Origin of the sequence: Anoxybacillus sp. FSL W8-1294, assembly GCF_037965005.1 — a bacterium.
In the GTDB taxonomy this organism is placed as follows: Bacteria; Bacillota; Bacilli; order Bacillales; family Anoxybacillaceae; genus Anoxybacillus; species Anoxybacillus flavithermus_G.
Map to the genome: position 1 here is coordinate 739,254 of NZ_CP150179.1, position 19,488 is coordinate 758,741.

Consider the following 19,488-nt stretch of genomic DNA (forward strand, 5'->3'; position numbering starts at 1 on the left):
GTATGGGTTTTTGTCGGAAAAAATTTTTTTGACACCCCCTGAGACGCCAAGAAACCTTGATATATGAACATTGCTAGAGGGAGTGAGAAAATATATGAGAGTATATTATATTTTCTTAGCATTATTCACGACCTTCTTTCTCGTTTCTTGTTCAAGGCAAGAAGAGCATGTAAAAATGGCAATATTCTTAAAAAGTGATTGGGATAAGTATGAAGTGTTTGCTAAGGAGTTTGAAAAAGCAAAAGGCATCAAAATTCAACTTGATTATATTTGGGATGATACTATTAAACATGATTATAAGCACCTTTGGTCTAAAATACATAGCGCTATTGAAAAAAAACTTAGGGACCAAGAGATTGATTTAATTGCAGGGGTGCCAACCTCTTATTTTGAAAAATTGATTAAAAAAAATCTGTTAGCTGAATTGGATACATTTATGGTTGGACAGAGTGGAATAGATGTTAAAAATTTATACAGTCCGGTTTTAGATATTGCCAAAAAGGCTGGGAATGGACATTACTATTTTCTTTCCCCAACTTTTTCTACAAAGCTATTAGTTGTTAATCTTGACATTTTCAAGACTTTGAAGGTGCCTATTCCAGAAGAAACAGTATCTTGGGAAGAATTGGAATATATAGCTGAAAAAATTAATCGGAAGAACCTAAATCCACATAACAGAAAAATTTATGCTATCTCATTTGGTCCTGGAGGAGAAGAAGGATTATTTATGGACTTTCAACTTCTAACCACTCCACTTGAGCTTCCACTTCAGGAGAAGGAAGAGATCTATAACCATCCGTCTTGGGGGAAATGGTTTAAATGGTTTATAACAATGCATCAAAAATATGGAGTACGTAATATGGCTGAAGACAGAGCTTTTTTTACAGGTAAAGTGGCAATGAGAATCACTTATCCTCACGAACTTCAATGGTTGTATAAAAAAGCAAGGGCAGATCTAGGACTAGGATTTAATCCAGCTAAGTTCGAATTTAGAATTTATCCAGCTCCTTATTATAGTAATAAACCAGAAGTTGCTAGTATTGAAGTTCATAATATCGCATTATCTAATCAATCTGAGAAAAAGAATTTGGCTTGGGAAGTTATAAGATATGCTATGGGAAAGGACTATGCTTTATCAATAATCTATAATGGGGGAAATACATTTGGTGGAAATTTTCCTGCATACTATGATTCAGACACTATTCGTGCCTATGAAAACTTATATCCAGGAATAGATGTAAAAAATGTATTTTATTATGGAAAACAAGGACCTTATATTAAAGAATCAATGACTCTGGAACAACTCTCTATTTTCCACGAACTAGAAAGGGAATATTTTCCTATTATACTAAATAAAAATATTTCAGTCGAAGACGGTTACAAGGAACTAAAAAGGGAATACAAGCAAAGAATAAAGGAGCTGAAGCGGTAAATGATTCGAAAAACCATCACGATTATTCCTTTTGTCATGGTAGCTTGTCTCAAGACTTGGGATCATGTCTATGGAAATTTTCCTGGCATATCGGTTTGGATTGTGTTCATTCATATTTGTCTCAATCTATTGCCCATCTTTGTGTTTGTATGCTGGAGTGTGTCCAAAGTGCGGCAATGGATTGGGTTGAATATGGTGATTCACGCTTGCTTTTATGTTTACTTGTTTTTTGTTTTGTATTATACGGTTTTATATATTCCTTATTGGCGCTTTATGACCCAACCAGTGCTGCCGCCAGAGGAACAGGTGTTTCCCCATTATAATTTAATCCCGTTTAAAACGATTTTGGAAACAAGTATTACTCCTGTGAATATTTGGGGAAACATCTTTCTGTTGCTTCCGTTGGGCATCTTTGTTCCTTTGATTCATCCCTATTTTGCACGTATCAAACCGTTTCTTCTCCTTGCCTTGCTGGTTTCGAGCGGTATTGAATCCGTTCAATTTATGACAGCGTTGATGGATGGAAAATTTGCTGAATACCCTAGTGAAAGAAGCCTCGATGTTGATGATATCATTTTGAACATGAGTGGAGCCGTTATCGGTTTTGGTCTGTACAAATTACGAGGGCGAATGAAAAGCTTGATTTCTTGATCACACTGCTTGCCATCTGACCGTTGATTGCATACATGCAGTCATCAGAAATTCAACGTTGTTTGGGGGATGTCAATGATCACTTTCTTTATAAATGAAGTCAACTGTAGTTGAGTATTTTTTATAATAATAACTGTAGTTGAGCGATTTTTGTTACAATAATTACTATTTAAAAAAGGAACAAACAGGGCACCCCTTATGCAACGTGGATCTGTTTTTTCACGGTATCAAGGGGAATATTTTGTTTCGCTGCGCTGTAAATGAACTCCACGAGGCCAGGCGTGTTGATTAACCAATAATATCCATAAAAAACATAGAAAAAAGAGCACCTTTCCTGTAGAATGTAAGTAACAACACAAACAAATCTAGGAGGTGCTCTCTATGCACAAGCATACCACACTCCCAAATTTGATGCAAAAAATTGTTTCTGATGAAGATCTCCAGTCGATTACCGAAGCCGTTGGCTACCATGACACTTCGCGGACGTTTACGGTGCGCACGTTGGTTGATTTTTTTCTGCTGGCGGCACTTCACGAATGGAAAAGTTTCCGTCATGGTGCCGATGTGGCGAAAATGTACGGATTGCCGACGTTTCATTACTCGACGGTTTCTAAGAAAGCGAAAGAAGTTCCGTACGAGGTGATGAAGCGCTTATTTGCTTTGGTTGTTTCTAAGTGCAATCGCCAAACCCGCCGTTCGCTTCGCTTTCCAAAAGCATTGCGTATAGTAGACTCCACGACCGTCACCGTGGGGAAAAACCGCCTGACATGGGCACCCTATCATGGGGAACGATCCGGAGTGAAAATGCACGTCGCGTATTCCCCTGAGCAACAAATGCCGAGCGACATCGTAGAAACCGTAGGGTTGCGCCACGATGGACCGGTGGGAGAGCGGCTCACAGACGTACAAACGGTTCTTGTCGAAGATCGAGCGTACTTTAAAATTGAACGCCTCGATCGGTTTGTCGAACAGAAGCAACCGTTTGTGATTCGGATGAAAGACAATGTCGAGATCCATCAAAAAAAGAGCCTAAAGCGCCTTTCTTCCTCCTCTTCTTCTATTGTGGCGGATTTTACTTGCCAGTTAGGAACGAAACAATGTCGTTCCAAAAAGCGCCATCGCGTCGTGATCTTTCAGGATGCGAACGGGCATGAAATCCGTGTGGTCACGAACGTCTTAGAGGCATCGGCGGAAAAGATTGCCGAGATGTATCAAGAACGTTGGACAGTGGAAGTGTTTTTCCGATGGATCAAGCAATATCTAAACGTTCCGACCTTATTTGGCACCAACGAGCATGCGGTATACAACCAACTTTTTGCGGCATTTATCGCTTATGTGTTACTGAGATGGCTATATCATCGAACGGAAAAACGGACAACCTCGTCCCTTACCTTTCTTTCGTTTGTCCGTCGTTTTTTCTCTGGGCAACTTCCTCTCGAATGGAAATCCGAGATGGCAGCTGTCTTATTTGAGTATGCCCGAATATATGGGAGGAGTATGCCTAATTTTGGATAATCAACAGCCGTGCCACGAGGCAATGTCCTTTTCGCTTGCGCAGGAGATCGAGCCCATCCGAAACATTGCTGTTCGACTTGAACATGCTGTACACATACGCAAGTTGTACCAAGATCCAATACCGTTTCACCGCCCGTCTGTTCTTATTTTGGATGAACCAACAAACGGACTGGACCCGGCCGGCATTCGTGAAATTCGCGACTATTTGCGCAAGCTAGCAAGGGAGGAAAGATTGGCAGTCGTCGTATCGAGCCATCTTCTATCAGAAATGGAGATGATGTGCGACCGCTTTGTGATCATTCAGCATGGCAAGCTTGTGACGATCGAATCGGTACAAGAGCTGTCGCAACAAACGGAGAAGGTGCTGTTTATCGTCGGGCCGAAGGAGAAGGCGGCGCAAATGGTGAAAGCGCACGATCCGCATCTCGATGTTCGCCTCGTCGAACAAGGATTGGAAGTGACGCTCGATTATAAAGATATTCCTCGGCTAAATGCTATGCTTGTCGCGGAAGGAATCAACGTATACGGCATTCATGTGCTCGCGAAATCGTTGGAAGAAAGATTTCTAGAAATGACGGGAGGAAACGAAATTGCCTAATCTTTTTTCGCTCGGTAGTGTCAAAAAATCTATGAAAAGACCTTTTTACATTCCTTTTTAAGGTATTTAAAAAGGATGATGGCATCGGATTCGCCCTTGACCAACACTCTCCAAAGGGGAGGAACGGTCAATAAGGGCATGGAGGGGAAGGGAGGAAGCCGAATGAATCGATATCAGAAAATTGCCATAGGAGTAATGTTGTTCGTGCCGTTGATTTTCTTAGTCATTTCCTTATTGACAAACAGGTGGGGATTTTTCCTTTGGAGTTTGGCACCAAGCTTTACTGTGGGGATGACGGGATTTTTCGTAGCGAAAGATAAATAACACGCATATGTTGTACACCTAGCTCCCTTGTCCATTTTCATAATATTAAGATTTTTTAACACCTCAAACCATATCAATGGAAGAGATTAATTCTCAACTAGCACTACGAGTTGGTTATCAAATTTTTAAAGCTCGTTCTGTTTTTAATGCGGTGACATGGTGGATGTTCCAAAAACGCGACGTCGCGGCTTAAATGATAAAAAGAAAAAGGCTGCCCAATTCGCTTGTTATGCGGTTATTGGCAGCCTTTTTTATTGAAAAAATAATTGCTTCGCTTCGAGAGAAAAGTTTGTAAATATAAAGGACGTGATTGTGTCGTTTTCTCCAAATGCCTCTCTTTTTTTAAAAAAACCATCCTCCAACCCAAATACTTCAACCGTTTTATACACGGGATCAACAATCCAATATTCTTGCACGTTAAACTGCTCGTATAGCTTAAATTTTTCATTTCGGTCTTTTAAAGCTGTAGATGGAGAAAGAACTTCGACAATGAGTGTTGGTGCGCCTAAACAGCCGTTTGGTGTTAAATTGTTTCGATTGCAAATGACGGAAATATCTGGTTACACAACATGTTTTGCATACGTGTAGTCATCGCTGTCAGAGAGACAAACATCAAACGGAGCTATGGGAACGTAGCAATTTTTATTTTGAAAATGCGAACGAAACGCAAACGATAGTTCCATGACAGTAAATTGATGCTCCCATGTTGGTGAAGGGCTCGTGTTGTAAGCTTTCCCGTCAATGAGCTCCCAACGCCCGTCCCATTGAACATAATCGGCATGCGTATACAGTTTGGATGATTGTGGATTCATCGCGTATCCCTCACTTTTTTCAATATTATACCACACATCACTTCGTCATTGACCATTTCGTGTTTCATCGTTATATTGTTAAATAGTTAAATAATTGAACTATATGGATGGGAGGCATTGACCGATGGAGCGAAGCATACAACAATTTATTGAGCGATATTTATCTGTTTCGTTTCTTGTCAATAAACGAGGGGCGGCGTTGATGAAGTGTGAATTAGACGATATCACGCACGATCAATATTATGTATTGCGCTACATATATAAGCGTGGGGTGTGCACATCGACGGAATTGGCGGACGTGTTTGCGGTAAATAAAAGTGCGATTACGGCGATGACAAACCGTCTTGTTGAAAAAGGAATGATTGCACGTGGCAAAGATGAAGACGATCGTCGTATTATTGCTCTTTCGCTTACGGAAAAAGGTGAACAATGGCTCGTTGAAACAGAACGAAAAGTATATGAACTTGTTGAAACAATGATGACAAAGCTTTCACATGAAGAAATTGAACAGTTTATTCAAACGTATGAGAAGCTAGCAATGATTTTACAAGAAATGGAGGAAAACAAATGAAAGCGATCGTTCGTGGGAGATGGGTCGTTTTACTCGCGTGGGTTGTCGCCACTGTCGTGCTCGTTATGACTGCTCCGAATATGGCACAACTTGTGCGTGAAAAAGGGCAAATTACCGTCCCAGACGGCTATTCGTCTTCGCTTGCAAGCGAGTTATTAAAAGAAGTGCAAAAGCAAGAAAATAAGGAAGGAGAAATGAGTGCCGTCCTCGTCTTTCATCGCAAAGAGAGATTACAAGAGAAGGATTGGAAAGAAATAGAGAAAGCTGTAGAGCAGCTGCAAGCGAAAAAAGAATCGCTCGGTTTAATACAAATCGTTTCGCCGCTTGATGACGGACAGCTAAAAGAAAAACTTGTGTCAAAAGACGGGACAACGGTGCTTGTCTCCCTTCAATTAGAACGAAACAAACGTACAGCAAAAGAAATAAGCACAGCCCTTTATGAGGCGATCGAGCATATTGATGTGCCGTACTATTACACAGGTAGTTGGATGATTGATGAAGATGTCGTGCAAAGTTCACAAGAAGGATTGAAAAAAACGGAAGGCATTACCGTCGTTTTTATTTTAGTCGTTTTATTTCTTGTGTTCCGTTCGCTCGTTGCTCCGTTTGTCCCGTTGTTAACGGTCGGATTGACGTATATCGTGTCGCAAGCGATTGTTGCTTTTCTTGTTGATCGTGTTGATTTTCCACTTTCTACGTTTACACAAACGTTTTTAGTTGCCGTTTTATTCGGAATTGGCACAGACTATTGCATTTTATTGCTTAGTCGCTTTAAAGAAGAGTTAGCGAAGCGGGAAGATCGAACTGAAGCGATTATCGCGACGTATAAAACAGCAGGAAAAACGGTTATTTTCAGCGGATTAGCGGTCATGATCGGATTTGCGTCCATCGGCTTATCGACGTTTAAACTGTATCAGTCTGCATCAGCCGTAGCGGTCGGTGTCGTTGTGTTACTTGTTGCCCTTGTTACGCTTGTGCCGTTTTTTATGGCTACACTTGGTGAAAAGCTGTTTTGGCCGATGAAAGGGGCGCTTGAACATAAACCGAGCAAATTATGGGATGTGGCGGGTCGTTTTTCTTTCGCTCGTCCGTTATGGGCGCTTGCAATTGTCGCGATCATCACATTGCCGATTTTATTGACGTACGATGGCAAACTTTCTTTTAATTCGATGGCGGAAATCGGGGATCGTTACGCGTCTGTTAAAGCATTTAACATCATTTCAGCCCACTTTAGTGAAGGGGAAGCGATGCCGACGAAAATCGTCATGAAAAATGATGAAGCGATGGATGACGAGCAATACTACTATTTAATAGAAAAAATTAGTCGCGAAGTGGCAAATATTGATGGCGTGGAAGCCGTTCGTTCAGTAACTCGCCCGCTTGGAGAGCCGATTGATCAATTGTTTGTGACAAAGCAAGCGGAACAGTTAAAAGATGGACTTGGAAAAGGAGCGGACGGCATCGGACAAATTCGTTCCGGTTTAAGTGAAGCGAGCAGCGAAATGGCAAAGTCAGCTCCGAAGCTAGAGCAAGCGACCGGAGGTATTCGCGAGCTCGTCAACGGAACGTCAAAATTGAAAACGGGAATGACTGATTTACAACAAGCATTGAAGCAGCTCGAAGATGGGGTGCGAAGCGGAGCGATCGGAGCTGCTGATCTTGAAAAAGGATTGCAAACGATACAAACGAATATGAAAAAGCTGCATGATGGAGCGGATGAATTGCGAAAAGGATATGAGCAAGCAACCGGTGGACTGCGTCAATTAAGTGAACGATATGAACAAATTGAAAGTGGATTGCAAGCTATTTCTGAACAGTTGCCGCTTCTTTCTCAGTCGTTGAATCGTATTGAAGAGCGTCATACGGGCTTGCGTGAAGATGCGGAGTATGCACATGTAAAGCAAGCTGTTCAACAGATGAGCGCACAAATGAATACGTTATCTGATGCACTTGTTCAAGTGAACGACGCGTTACAAAATGTTCAACGTGGTTTACAACAAGCAAATGAATCATTTGCGACAATAACAAACGGACAGCAAGCGCTTATTACTGGAATGGATGAAGTGATCTCTGGACTTGGAAAGCTTCGTTCTGGTTTAGAGCAAGCAGCGGATGGTCAAGGGCAAATTGTTCAACGATTGCCAGAAGTGACAAACGGGCTAGCGAAAGTAAACGACGGACAACAGCAATTGCTTACAGGTTTTTCGCAACTCAATGGTCAAATGGATCAACTCATTTCAGGACTAAATCAAAGCGTCAATGGATTGCGACGAGTAGAAAAAGGATTGCAGTCCGCAAAACAGTACGTTTCTGACTTAGCGAATGCGCCAGATGAAGAAATGGCAGGGTGGTATATGCCGCCACAATTGTTGACGAGCGAGGAATTTGCCCAAGCGAAGGAAGAATATATGTCGAAAGATGGAAAAGTTATAACGTTTGATGTTGTCTTTTCATCCAATCCGTATGAAACGACGACGATGGAAAAAATCGCAGAAGTGAAAGAAGCGATTGCTCGGGCGGTGAATGGCACAAAACTTGAGCATGCGAAAGTAGGCGTTGGTGGCGTGACGAGCATTTATTCCGATTTGCGCGACATTTCTGCCGCTGATTATGCCCGAACATCTGTATTTATGCTTGTGGGCATTGCGGTCATTTTAATCATTCTTCTTCGCTCGTTTATTATGCCAGTATATTTAATGTTATCCCTAATTTTAACATATTATACATCGATGGCGTTTACCGAACTTGTGTTTGTCGATGTGCTCGGATACGAAGGGATAAACTGGGCTGTTCCGTTTTTCGCATTCGTCATTTTAATGGCGCTCGGTATTGACTATAGCATTTTCCTTATGGATCGCTTTAATGAATATCGCGACAAAACCGTTCAAGAAGCGATGCTTGAAGCGATGCGTCATATGGGAACAGTCATCATTTCCGCAGCCATCATTTTAGGTGGAACGTTTGCGGCGATGTATCCATCTGGCGTATTATCGCTATTGCAAATTGCAACGATTATTTTAACAGGGTTATTTTTATACGCCCTTGTCGTTTTGCCATTATTTATTCCGGTAATGGTGAAAACGTTTGGACGGGCGAATTGGTGGCCATTTATGAAGTAAGAGCGGGTGTCGATGCCCGCTCTTTTGTGATATAATGTGAAAAATAGTTGTTGGAGTGAAACGAAGTGAGAAAAATGAATATGTCTGAACTAAACGATTGGATTTTTTCACGCAAAGGAAATGTGGAACGAGATATATTAAAAGGTGGAAGAGAGCAACATGTGCGTTTACGTCCACGTGACAAAGAGGAAATGTGTATATTAGATGAATTATGCATCAAAAGATGGAAAAAAGCTGAACAAGAAGGAAAAATTCGATATTTGAATGAACGAGTGTGGTATTATGAATTCGATTAAAGAGGCGAAAGAAAAACTTCAGTCGCTTCGAACGAAAACATCGTTTGAGAAAATGGTTCAAGTGACAGCCATTTTAACGAAGTTGTTGGAGCCACATCGCATACGTCCCATTATTGTTGGCGGGCTTGCGGTTGAAATATATACGCGTGGCGATTATACGACTGTAGATATCGATTTAATTGTTAGTGATCGTGAAAAAGCGGGACAATTGCTCACTAAACTTGGTTTCACTCCGTCAGGAAGACATTGGTATCACGATGAATTGTTTGTTAGTGTGGAAATTCCAAACGATGTACTAGAAGATGCTGATGATGATAAAGTAATTGAGTTGAAGTTAGAAGATGGGTTGCATGTATATGTCATCGGAATTGAAGACATTATATTAGATCGCCTGCGCGCATGTGTCCATTGGAAATCGAAATCCGATTGCGAATGGGCAAAAAGAATGGTTCTTCTTCATAAGGAGCGGCTGGATTGGACATATATGAAACAAATGGCGAAAAAAGATGGAACGAGCGAACAACTGAAGCAATGGTTTTAGGTAAGAGCGGGATCATGCCCGCTCTTCTTTTCGTATATCTTTTCATATATCTACAAATCATGTTAAGATAAAAGGTAGAATTTTGCCGGAACGGGAGATCGGATGAATGGGGGAAATAATTTGGCGGAGCAGAAAAAAACGCGTATTACGGTAGATATATACGGACAACAATATTCGATCGTCGGAACGGAAAGCTCCAGCCATATTCGGCTTGTTGCTTCCATTGTCGATGACAAAATGCGTGAAATTAGTGCCAAAAATCCGACGCTTGATACGAGTAAACTCGCTGTATTAACGGCAGTCAATATCGTTCATGAATATATTAAACTAAAAGATGAATACGAACGCCTTTTGCGAAAAATGAATAAAGAAAAGGATGATGACAGCGATGATTGATTTGCTTATTTGTTTCATCCTTCTCATGGGACTGTTGATTGGATTGAAACGAGGATTCATTTTGCAATTTATTCATATGACCGGTTTTTTGATCGCGTTTATTGTTGCATATAACTATTATGATCAACTAGCACCAAGACTAAAATTATGGGTGCCATATCCGAGTTTTGGCGATGGGGAAACGATAAAATTGCTCATTGAAAGCACAAATTTAGATGAAGCGTACTATCGTGCGATTGCGTTTGCTGTTTTATTTTTCGCTGCAAAAATTGTGATGCAAGTGATCGGCTCAATGCTAGACTTCATCGCACAGCTCCCCATTTTAAAAAGCGTAAACCGTTGGGCTGGTGGGGCGCTTGGTTTTATAGAAGTGTATTTGCTTTTATTTGTACTTTTATATGTGAGTGCACTTGTTCCTATGTCTATCATTCAACAGCCACTTCACGACTCATTCATCGCAAGTTTAATCGTCAAACATACACCTTTTTTATCGAATTTTGTAAAAAATATGCTCGTGCAATATATGGCGTAAAAACTTCTCCGTCCGAGAGAAGTTTTTTCGTCGAAAGGAAGTGAAAGGGATGGAAAAAAATAAAAAAGAGGCGATTCGCCTGCTTGAAACGATCGCTTTATATATGGAAATCAAAGGGGAAAATCCATTTAAAGTATCCGCTTTTCGTAAAGCAGCTTCAGCGCTAGAACGTGATGAACGTGCTTTGACCGACATCGATGATTTTACGTCCATTGCTGGCATCGGAAAAGGAACAGCTGCCGTTTTACAGCAATGGTTGCAGACAGGAACGAGTGATGTGCTTGAACAGTTAAAAAAAGAAATTCCAGCAGGGCTATTTCCACTTTTAAAATTGCCGGGACTTGGCGGCAAAAAAATTGCCAAACTGTATCATGAGCTAGGCGTGACCGATATAGAAACATTAAAAGAAGCATGTTTAGCTCAACGTGTGCGACAATTAAGCGGCTTCGGTGCAAAAACTGAAGAAAATATTTTAGCTGCACTTGCCCACATGAATGCACGCCCTGAACGTTTACCAATTGCGTTTATGTTGGAAGTTGCTTCTGACATCGAGCGTCAGCTAGAAAACTTCGATGGCATTATTCAGTTTTCACGGGCGGGCAGTTTGCGCCGCGTATGTGAGACGGTGAAAGATTTAGATTTTATTATTGCAACAACAGACGATGCGCTCGTTCGAAAGCAGTTGTTGCAACTTGAGCATATTTATGACGTTGTTGCAAACGGTGAAACGAAAGTATCGTTGCAATTGCAATACGATTATATTGTCAACGTTGATTTTCGTCTCGTTTCTCCTGAACATTTTGCCACAACGCTCCATCATTTTACCGGTTCAAAAGACCATAACGTTCGCATGCGCCAGTTAGCGAAGGAGCGGGGGGAAAAAATTAGCGAGTATGGCGTAGAAAACGTGCAAACAGGTGAAGTGAAAACGTTCGCGACAGAAGAACAATTTTTTGCTTACTTTCGTTTGCCGTTTATTCCGCCAGAAATGCGGGAAAGTGGAAAAGAAGTCGATGCATATGACGGCACGCCGCTCCTTTCTTTATCTGATATACGCGGCGATTTACATATGCATACGACGTGGAGCGACGGGGCGTTTTCAATTGAGCAAATGGCAGAAGCATGTCGTCAGAAAGGATATGAGTATATTGCGATTACCGATCATTCACAGTTTTTAAAAGTAGCCAATGGACTAACGGTTGAACGATTAAAACGGCAGCAAGAAGAAATTGCCCGCCTAAACGAAAAGTACGACGATTTTCTTATTTTATCTGGCATTGAGATGGATATTTTACCAGATGGAACGTTAGATTTTCCAGATGATGTATTACAAACGGTTGATTTTGTCATTGCGTCGATTCATTCTGCTTTTTCACAGCCGCAAGAAACGATTATGAAACGTCTAAGAGAAGCGCTTATGAATCCATACGTTCATATGATCGCCCATCCGACAGGAAGATTAATTGGGGAACGTAGCGGATACGATGTAAATATAGACGAATTGCTTCAACTTGCGAAAGAAACAAACACGGTGCTAGAACTGAATGCGAATCCACACCGTCTCGATTTAACGTATGCCTATTTACAAAAAGCACAGCAGCTTGGTGTGAAAATTGCGATTAATACAGACGCACACAACGTTCGTATGCTTGATGATATGGAACTTGGTGTTGCATTTGCTCGAAAAGGTTGGATTCGAAAAGAAACGGTCATCAACACATGGGATATCGAACAACTTATCTCTTTTTTGCGAAAATAAACAGCTGGAGGGTTACTTAGTGCACGCAAAAACATTACACATTCTTGAGTTTGATAAAGTGAAAGCACAGCTTGCGGAATATGTATCTTCTTCGTTAGGAAAAGAAAAAGTCGTAGCGCTTATGCCATCATCACATGTAGAAGAAGTGGTGCGCTGGCAAGAAGAAACGGATGAAGCTGCAACGGTTCTTCGTTTACGTGGCCATGTTCCGCTTGGTGGTATATTTGACATACGGATGCAAACGAAACGTGCAAGCATCGGAGGAATGCTCAGTCCACATGAACTGCTTGATATCGCAAGCACGATGCGAGCGGCGAGACAATTAAAAAAATTTGTAGAAGGAACAGAGGCAGAACTCACGTATATGATGGCATATGCCGAGCAAATCGTTCCGCTCATTGAGCTTGAGCAACATATATACCGCTGTATTGATGAAGGTGGGGAAATACTTGACGGGGCGAGCGACCGCCTGCGTTCATTGCGCCAACAGTTGCGCACGATTGAAGGACGAGTGCGCGATAAGTTAGAGAGTATTATTCGTTCATCATCAGCGCAAAAAACATTGTCAGATGCAATCATTACGATTCGTAACGATCGGTACGTCATCCCAGTGAAACAAGAATATCGCCATACGTATGGCGGCATTGTACACGATCAGTCTTCATCTGGGGCTACGTTATTTATCGAGCCGCAGTCGGTTGTCGAATTAAACAACGAGCTCCAACAATTGCGCATGAAAGAAAAACAAGAAGTGGAGCGAATTTTAAGTGAATTGTCAGCTTTTGTCGGCGAGTTAGCGACAACAATTATGGAAAACGTTGAAGTGCTTGCGCAGCTTGACTTTTTGTTTGCGAAAGCAAAATATGCAAAGGCGATTAAAGCAACAAAACCGACGATGAACGAGCGCGGATATATTCGTCTCATCCAAGCTCGCCATCCGCTCATTTCGCCTGATCAAGTTGTCCCGAATGATATTGAACTAGGAAGTGATTACACGACGATGGTGATCACAGGACCGAACACAGGGGGAAAAACAGTCACGTTAAAGACAATCGGCTTGTTCACCGTTATGGCGCAAGCAGGATTGCAAGTGCCGGCGTTAGATGGATCACAATTAGCTGTATTTCGCGCGGTGTATGCTGATATTGGCGATGAACAGTCAATTGAACAAAGTTTAAGTACGTTCTCGTCTCATATGGTCAATATCGTCGACATTTTAAAACAAGTGGATGAGCATAGCCTTGTTTTATTTGATGAGCTTGGAGCAGGAACGGATCCACAAGAAGGTGCAGCATTAGCAATTGCCATTTTAGATGAAGTGCACAATCGCGGTGCGCGGGTTGTAGCAACGACGCATTATCCGGAATTAAAAGCGTACGGATACAATCGTCGTGGCGTCATGAATGCAAGTGTCGAATTTGACATCGAAACGTTAAGTCCAACGTATAAACTATTGATCGGTATTCCAGGACGAAGCAATGCGCTTGATATTTCTCGTCGCCTCGGATTAGACGAGCATATTATTGCGCGTGCCCGTACGTACATTAGCGCGGAAAGCAATGAAGTTGAAAATATGATTGCTTCATTAGAACAAAGTAAAAAGCGCGCGGAAGAAGAATGGGAGAAGGCTGAGCGGCTCCGCCACGAAGCAGAGCAATTGAGAAATGAACTAGAAAGGCAGTGGAACGAGCTGAATGAACAGCGCGATCGCTTGTTGGAAAAAGCGAAAGAGCAAGCTGAAGAAATTGTAAAAAAAGCGATGAAAACTGCCGAAGAAGTGATTCAACATTTGCGCGATATGCAAAAACAGCAAGCGGCTGTCTTAAAAGAACACGAACTTATTCATGCACGTAAAAAGTTAGAAGAAGCGATTCCGCAAATCGATACAAAAAAGAAAAAACAAGCGCAAAAAGCAAAGCAATCATTACACCCAGGCGATGAAGTGAAAGTCATTCATCTCAATCAAAAAGGGCAGTTGATTGAGAAAGTATCCGATAAAGAGTGGCTTGTGCAAATCGGCATTTTAAAAATGAAAGTGGATGAAGAAAATTTGCTGTATGTAAGCAGCCCAGCACCGATTGAAACAAAGCCAATTGCGACCGTAAAAGGACGCGACTATCACGTTCCACTAGAATTAGATTTGCGTGGTGAGCGATATGAAGATGCGTTACTTCGTGTCGAAAAATATATTGATGATGCGGTGTTGGCAGGATATCCGCGCGTGTCTATCATTCATGGAAAAGGAACAGGAGCACTTCGAAAAGGAGTGCAACAATATTTACAAAACCACCGCTCGGTAAAAAGCATTCGATTTGGTGAGGCGACTGAAGGGGGAACAGGCGTCACCATTGTCGAATTACAATAACGGGAGGAACTATGAGCACTTTTTGGGAAAATGAGATCATTTATATTGCCGCTAATTTTAGCGTTGTTATTTTATGTTTAGTTTTATTTCTAGCTATTTTTGAACTTGTGACAAAGTACAAAAACTGGGAAGAAATCAAAAAAGGAAATATGGCAGTAGCGATGGCAACCGGGGGGAAAATATTTGGTATTGCAAATATTTTCCGTTATGCGATTGGGCATCATGATTCACTTTTAACGATGATTGGCTGGGGAATTTATGGCTTCGTCTTACTGCTCATTGGCTATTTTATTTACGAGTTTTTAACTCCGAAATTTAATGTTGATGAGGAGATTGCCAACGATAATCGCGCGGTAGGATTTATTTCTATGGTTATTTCTATCGGCTTGTCGTTTGTTATCGGAGCAAGTATAAGGTGAGAGGAGAAACAGATGGAAACGTTAGCGAAAGTATTGCTCGTATTGTGCGGTGTATTTTTGCTTATTGGTGTCATATATCTCACGTTTTTTGCATAAAAGGGTGTCAGCAGGCACCTTTTTTATTTTTTAATACAAAAATTTCAGAAAATATTATAAAATATAAATAATCTTATAACAAAGGGGGAAACGATATGGAGAAGCCATGGCTAGCGTTATATCCTCAACAAGTTCCTCATTCCATTGATTATCCGCGCAAGCCGTTGCAACAATTTTTGAGGGAAGCGGCGGAGCAGTTTCCGCAAAAAACAGCTATTCACTTTTTGGGGAAGGAGCTGACATATAAAGAAATATACGAGCAAGCGATCAAGCTAGCCTCATATTTGCAACAGCTCGGGTTACAAAAAGGGGATCGTGTATCCATTATGTTGCCGAATTGTCCGCAAGCTGTCATCAGTTACTACGCTATTTTGTTTGCTGGTGGCATCGTTGTTCAAACGAACCCGTTATATACGGAACGAGAGTTAGAATATCAGTTAAATGATAGCGGTGCGAAAGTCATTATCAGCCTTGATTTACTTTATCCAAGAATCACAAAGGTGAAAGCGCATACAAAAATTGAACATGTGATCATTACAAGTATAAAAGATTATTTACCATTTCCGAAAAATGTGTTATATCCATTTGTACAAAAGAAACAAACAGGGATGATTGTACGCGTCAAACATGAAGGAGATTGCCACTTATTCACAAAAGCCTTATCGCTTGCGAGTGGGAAAGTGAAAGAGACGGATGTGGATCCGATAGAAGACATTGCCCTCCTCCAATATACAGGCGGAACAACTGGATTTCCGAAAGCTGCTATGTTAACACATTACAACTTAACAGCAAACACGTTTATGTGTGCGAAGTGGATGTATAAATGTGAACGCGGGAACGAATCGATTCTTGGTGTACTTCCGTTTTTCCATGTATACGGGATGACAGCTGTCATGAACTTATCCATTATGGAAGGATATAAAATGATTTTATTGCCGAAGTTTGATGTCGAAACGACGTTAAAAACGATTGAAAAACAACGACCAACGCTATTTCCAGGCGCTCCAACGATTTATATTGCGCTGCTCAACCACCCGAATTTAAAAAAATACGACTTATCGTCAATTAAAATATGTATTAGCGGTTCAGCTCCGCTTCCAGTTGAAGTGCAAGAGCAATTTGAAACAGTAACAGGTGGGAAGATTGTTGAAGGTTACGGCTTAACCGAAGCATCCCCTGTGACGCATTCCAACTTTATTTGGGACGGAAAACGAATCAAAGGAAGTATCGGTGTGCCTTGGCCAGACACAGAGGCGATGATCGTCTCGTTAGAAACAGGAGAGAAAGCAAACGTAAATGAAATCGGTGAAATTGTCGTTCGTGGACCACAAGTCATGAAAGGATATTGGAACCGACCAGAAGAAACAGCAGCGACACTTCGTGACGGTTGGTTGTATACGGGCGATTTAGGGTATATGAATGAAGAAGGTTATTTCTTTGTTGTAGATCGAAAAAAAGATATGATTATCGCAAGCGGTTATAACGTATATCCACGCGAAGTAGAAGAAGTGTTGTATGAGCATCCGAAAGTGCAAGAAGCAGTCGTCATCGGTGTACCAGATGTTTATCGTGGTGAGACGGTGAAAGCGTTTATTGTGCTTAAAGAAGGAGAGCAGTGTACAGAAGAAGAACTTGACCAATTTATGAGAAGTAAATTAGCTGCTTATAAAGTGCCGCGCATTTATGAATTTAGAAAAGAATTGCCAAAAACAGCAGTTGGTAAAATATTGCGCCGTACGCTTGTGGAAGAAGAAAAAGAAAAACAAAAATGAGCGGCGATTGTTTTTTTCTTGACACGCTTTTGGTCTCTCTTTAAAATAAAAATATGAATGATTATTCATTCATATTTTTAAAAGGGAGAATGCAAAGTTGAAACGTGACAAACCGAAGTTTAAACAAATTATTGATGCAGCTGTGATTGTCATTGCTGAAAACGGCTACCATCAAGCGCAAGTATCGAAAATTGCGAAACAAGCCGGTGTAGCGGATGGGACGATCTATTTGTATTTTAAAAATAAAGAGGATATTTTAATTTCATTGTTTCAAGAAAAAATGGGCTACTTCATCGAAAAAATTGAAGAAGAAATAGAAGGAATTTCGAGCCCATCGGAGAAGTTGTTCTTGTTGATTCAAAAGCATTTCGAAATGCTAGCGGCAGATCCACATTTAGCGATTGTTACTCAGTTGGAGCTTCGCCAATCGAATAAGTCATTACGTCTGAAAATTAATGAAATTTTGAAACGATACTTAAAAGTTGTCGATCGCATTGTGCAAGAAGGAATTGACAAAGGGGAATTTCGTTCAGATTTAGATGTGCGTCTCACTCGTCAAATGATTTTTGGAACGATTGACGAAATGGTGACAACATGGGTCATGAATGAGCAAAAATATGATCTCGTTGCATTAGCGAAACCGGTTCATCAATTGTTAACGAAAGGTTGTTGTGTGTAAATACGACAACCTTCCGATATACACGAAGGAGGGGGAACATGTTTTCCGTTCAACAAGAGGGGTATGTGGCGATTTTAGCACTTCACCGGCCACCAGCAAACGCTTTAGCATCTTCTGTTTTGAAAGAGCTTTCAGAACGACTTGATGCATTAAAAGAAGACGAACAAGTACGTGTCATCGTTCTTCACGGAGAAGGAAGATTTTTTTCAGCTGGTGCCGATATTAAAGAGTTTACAGCGATTGAAACGAGCGAACAAGCAGCGGAACTTGCTCGTGCCGGTCAACAAATAATGGAAAAAGTTGAACAGTTTCCGAAACCAATTATTGCAGCGATTCACGGTGCTGCACTTGGCGGAGGGCTCGAGTTAGCTATGAGTTGCCATCTGCGCATCGTAGCAGAAAACGCCAAACTTGGCTTACCAGAATTGCAGCTCGGCATCATTCCGGGATTTGCAGGAACACAACGCTTATTGCGTCATGTCGGTATGGCAAAAGCGCTAGAAATGATGTGGACAAGCGAACCGATCACAGGTACAGAAGCTGTTCAATGGGGACTAGCAAACAAAGCCGTCCCAGAAGAACAATTGCTTGATACAGCGAAGCAACTTGCACAAAAAATTGCTCAAAAGAGCCCGATTTCTGTTCAAGCGGTATTGAAGCTAGTTAATGAAGCTCGCACAAAAACGTTCCATGAATGCGTTGAAAAAGAGGCGCAACTGTTTGGACAAGTTTTTGTCACGGAAGATGCGAAAGAAGGCATTTCAGCATTTATCGAAAAACGGACACCACAGTTTCAAGGAAAATAAAAGGGGGAGAGAATCATGAACATTTTCGTATTAATGAAGCGTACATTTGATACGGAAGAAAAAATTGTCATTCAAAACGGAAAAGTAAGCGAAGAAGGAGCCGAATTCATCATCAACCCATACGATGAATATGCGATTGAAGAAGCGATTCAAGTGCGCGATCAGCACGGTGGCGAAGTGACAGTTGTTACAATTGGGAACGAAGATGCAGAAAAAGAGCTTCGTACAGCGCTTGCCATGGGGGCAGATAAAGCCGTGCTCATTAACATTGAAGATGATGTAGAAAATCGTGACCAATATACAACAGCAAAAGTGCTTGCGGAATATTTAAAAGATAAAGAAGCTGATTTAATTTTAGCTGGAAATGTAGCGATTGACGGCGGATCTGGACAAGTTGGACCACGCGTTGCTGAATTGCTAGGTATTCCTTATGTCACGACAATTACGAAGTTAGAAATTGACGGAACAAACGTGAAAGTTGTGCGCGATGTTGAAGGTGACGAGGAAGTTATTGAAACATCTTTACCATTATTAGTAACAGCACAACAAGGATTAAATGAGCCGCGTTATCCGTCATTGCCGGGCATTATGAAAGCGAAAAAGAAACCGTTAGAAGAACTAGAGCTTGATGATTTAGATTTGGAGGAAGAGGACGTAGAAGCGAAAACGAAAACGATTGAAATCTTTTTACCACCGAAAAAAGAAGCGGGAAAAATTTTGCAAGGAGATATTGCCGATCAAGTAAAAGAACTCGTTTCACTTCTTCATACAGAAGCAAAAGTCATTTAATAGGGGGATGGGGAGC

The 19,488-nt window shown here is 41.3% G+C and carries 17 protein-coding genes and 2 pseudogenes; 17 read left to right on the plus strand and 2 right to left on the minus strand.

Translation table 11 applies throughout. The features are described from left to right. The first annotated feature begins 94 nt into the window (after positions 1–94). The 3 genes from NSQ23_RS03930 to NSQ23_RS03940 all read left to right on the plus strand — a co-directional run bounded on the left by NSQ23_RS03930 (position 95) and on the right by NSQ23_RS03940 (position 3,598). Positions 95–1,432 (plus strand): extracellular solute-binding protein, encoded by a 1,338-nt coding sequence (locus NSQ23_RS03930; protein WP_339173097.1) that lies wholly within the window; start codon positions 95–97, stop codon positions 1,430–1,432. A gap of 168 nt (positions 1,433–1,600) precedes the next feature. After that, entirely contained in the window at positions 1,601–2,083 is a 483-nt protein-coding gene (locus NSQ23_RS03935; RefSeq protein ID WP_231106971.1) for a VanZ family protein, read from the plus strand. Between the two features lie 381 nt (positions 2,084–2,464). Further along, complete coding sequence (locus NSQ23_RS03940; protein ID WP_088223289.1) at positions 2,465–3,598, plus strand: IS4 family transposase; 1,134 nt, start codon at positions 2,465–2,467, stop codon at positions 3,596–3,598. Between the two features lie 13 nt (positions 3,599–3,611). On the opposite strand, the pseudogene NSQ23_RS03945 reads toward NSQ23_RS03940, so the two are convergent. Beyond that, positions 3,612–3,737 (minus strand): annotated as a pseudogene (locus NSQ23_RS03945) (IS701 family transposase); the annotation flags it as partial. 621 nt (positions 3,738–4,358) lie between these two features. On the opposite strand from NSQ23_RS03945, the gene NSQ23_RS03950 reads away from it, so the two are divergent. Continuing rightward, complete coding sequence (locus tag NSQ23_RS03950) at positions 4,359–4,520, plus strand: hypothetical protein (RefSeq protein ID WP_164875862.1); 162 nt, start codon at positions 4,359–4,361, stop codon at positions 4,518–4,520. 251 nt (positions 4,521–4,771) lie between these two features. On the opposite strand, the pseudogene NSQ23_RS03955 reads toward NSQ23_RS03950, so the two are convergent. Further along, positions 4,772–5,332: pseudogene (locus tag NSQ23_RS03955) on the minus strand (Uma2 family endonuclease). A gap of 124 nt (positions 5,333–5,456) precedes the next feature. Here NSQ23_RS03955 and NSQ23_RS03960 point away from each other — a divergent pair. From NSQ23_RS03960 to NSQ23_RS04020, 13 genes are all read left to right on the plus strand, one after another. Then, positions 5,457–5,903, plus strand: a complete 447-nt coding sequence (locus NSQ23_RS03960) for a MarR family transcriptional regulator (RefSeq protein WP_339173104.1) — start codon at positions 5,457–5,459, stop codon at positions 5,901–5,903. After that, the gene (locus NSQ23_RS03965; RefSeq protein WP_339173107.1) at positions 5,900–9,022 is read left to right on the plus strand and encodes an efflux RND transporter permease subunit; all 3,123 of its coding nucleotides are present in this window, start codon (positions 5,900–5,902) and stop codon (positions 9,020–9,022) included. The genes NSQ23_RS03960 and NSQ23_RS03965 overlap by 4 nt, the downstream gene beginning before the upstream one ends. 74 nt (positions 9,023–9,096) lie before the next feature. Further along, a complete protein-coding gene (locus NSQ23_RS03970) occupies positions 9,097–9,318 on the plus strand; it encodes a hypothetical protein (RefSeq protein WP_339174275.1) in 222 nt (73 codons plus the stop codon). Next, positions 9,305–9,859, plus strand: coding sequence for a DUF6036 family nucleotidyltransferase (locus tag NSQ23_RS03975; protein WP_339173110.1), 555 nt, complete (start codon positions 9,305–9,307; stop codon positions 9,857–9,859). The genes NSQ23_RS03970 and NSQ23_RS03975 overlap by 14 nt, the downstream gene beginning before the upstream one ends. Before the next feature lie 120 nt (positions 9,860–9,979). Continuing rightward, positions 9,980–10,255 carry a cell division protein ZapA gene (zapA, locus tag NSQ23_RS03980; RefSeq protein WP_041637971.1) on the plus strand — a complete coding sequence of 92 codons (276 nt, stop codon included), beginning with the start codon at positions 9,980–9,982 and terminating at the stop codon, positions 10,253–10,255. Beyond that, a complete protein-coding gene (locus NSQ23_RS03985; protein ID WP_064221053.1) occupies positions 10,248–10,787 on the plus strand; it encodes a CvpA family protein in 540 nt (179 codons plus the stop codon). The genes zapA and NSQ23_RS03985 overlap by 8 nt, the downstream gene beginning before the upstream one ends. Positions 10,788–10,836: 49 nt before the next feature. Next, complete coding sequence (gene polX / locus NSQ23_RS03990; RefSeq protein WP_339173113.1) at positions 10,837–12,546, plus strand: DNA polymerase/3'-5' exonuclease PolX; 1,710 nt, start codon at positions 10,837–10,839, stop codon at positions 12,544–12,546. A gap of 19 nt (positions 12,547–12,565) precedes the next feature. Then, positions 12,566–14,911: an endonuclease MutS2 gene (locus NSQ23_RS03995; protein ID WP_339173116.1), complete on the plus strand. Its 2,346-nt coding sequence runs from the start codon at positions 12,566–12,568 to the stop codon at positions 14,909–14,911. An 11-nt stretch (positions 14,912–14,922) separates the two neighbouring features. Further along, on the plus strand, positions 14,923–15,330 hold the full coding sequence (locus tag NSQ23_RS04000; RefSeq protein WP_339173119.1) for a DUF350 domain-containing protein: 408 nt from the start codon (positions 14,923–14,925) through the stop codon (positions 15,328–15,330). Positions 15,331–15,521: 191 nt separating this feature from the next. Continuing rightward, the gene (locus NSQ23_RS04005) at positions 15,522–17,198 is read left to right on the plus strand and encodes a long-chain-fatty-acid--CoA ligase (protein WP_339173122.1); all 1,677 of its coding nucleotides are present in this window, start codon (positions 15,522–15,524) and stop codon (positions 17,196–17,198) included. Between the two features lie 97 nt (positions 17,199–17,295). Then, on the plus strand, positions 17,296–17,877 hold the full coding sequence (locus NSQ23_RS04010; protein WP_339173125.1) for a TetR/AcrR family transcriptional regulator: 582 nt from the start codon (positions 17,296–17,298) through the stop codon (positions 17,875–17,877). Between the two features lie 38 nt (positions 17,878–17,915). After that, on the plus strand, positions 17,916–18,683 hold the full coding sequence (locus tag NSQ23_RS04015; RefSeq protein ID WP_339173128.1) for an enoyl-CoA hydratase: 768 nt from the start codon (positions 17,916–17,918) through the stop codon (positions 18,681–18,683). Positions 18,684–18,698: 15 nt separating this feature from the next. Next, positions 18,699–19,472: an electron transfer flavoprotein subunit beta/FixA family protein gene (locus NSQ23_RS04020; RefSeq protein ID WP_004889143.1), complete on the plus strand. Its 774-nt coding sequence runs from the start codon at positions 18,699–18,701 to the stop codon at positions 19,470–19,472. Positions 19,473–19,488: the final 16 nt, after the last annotated feature.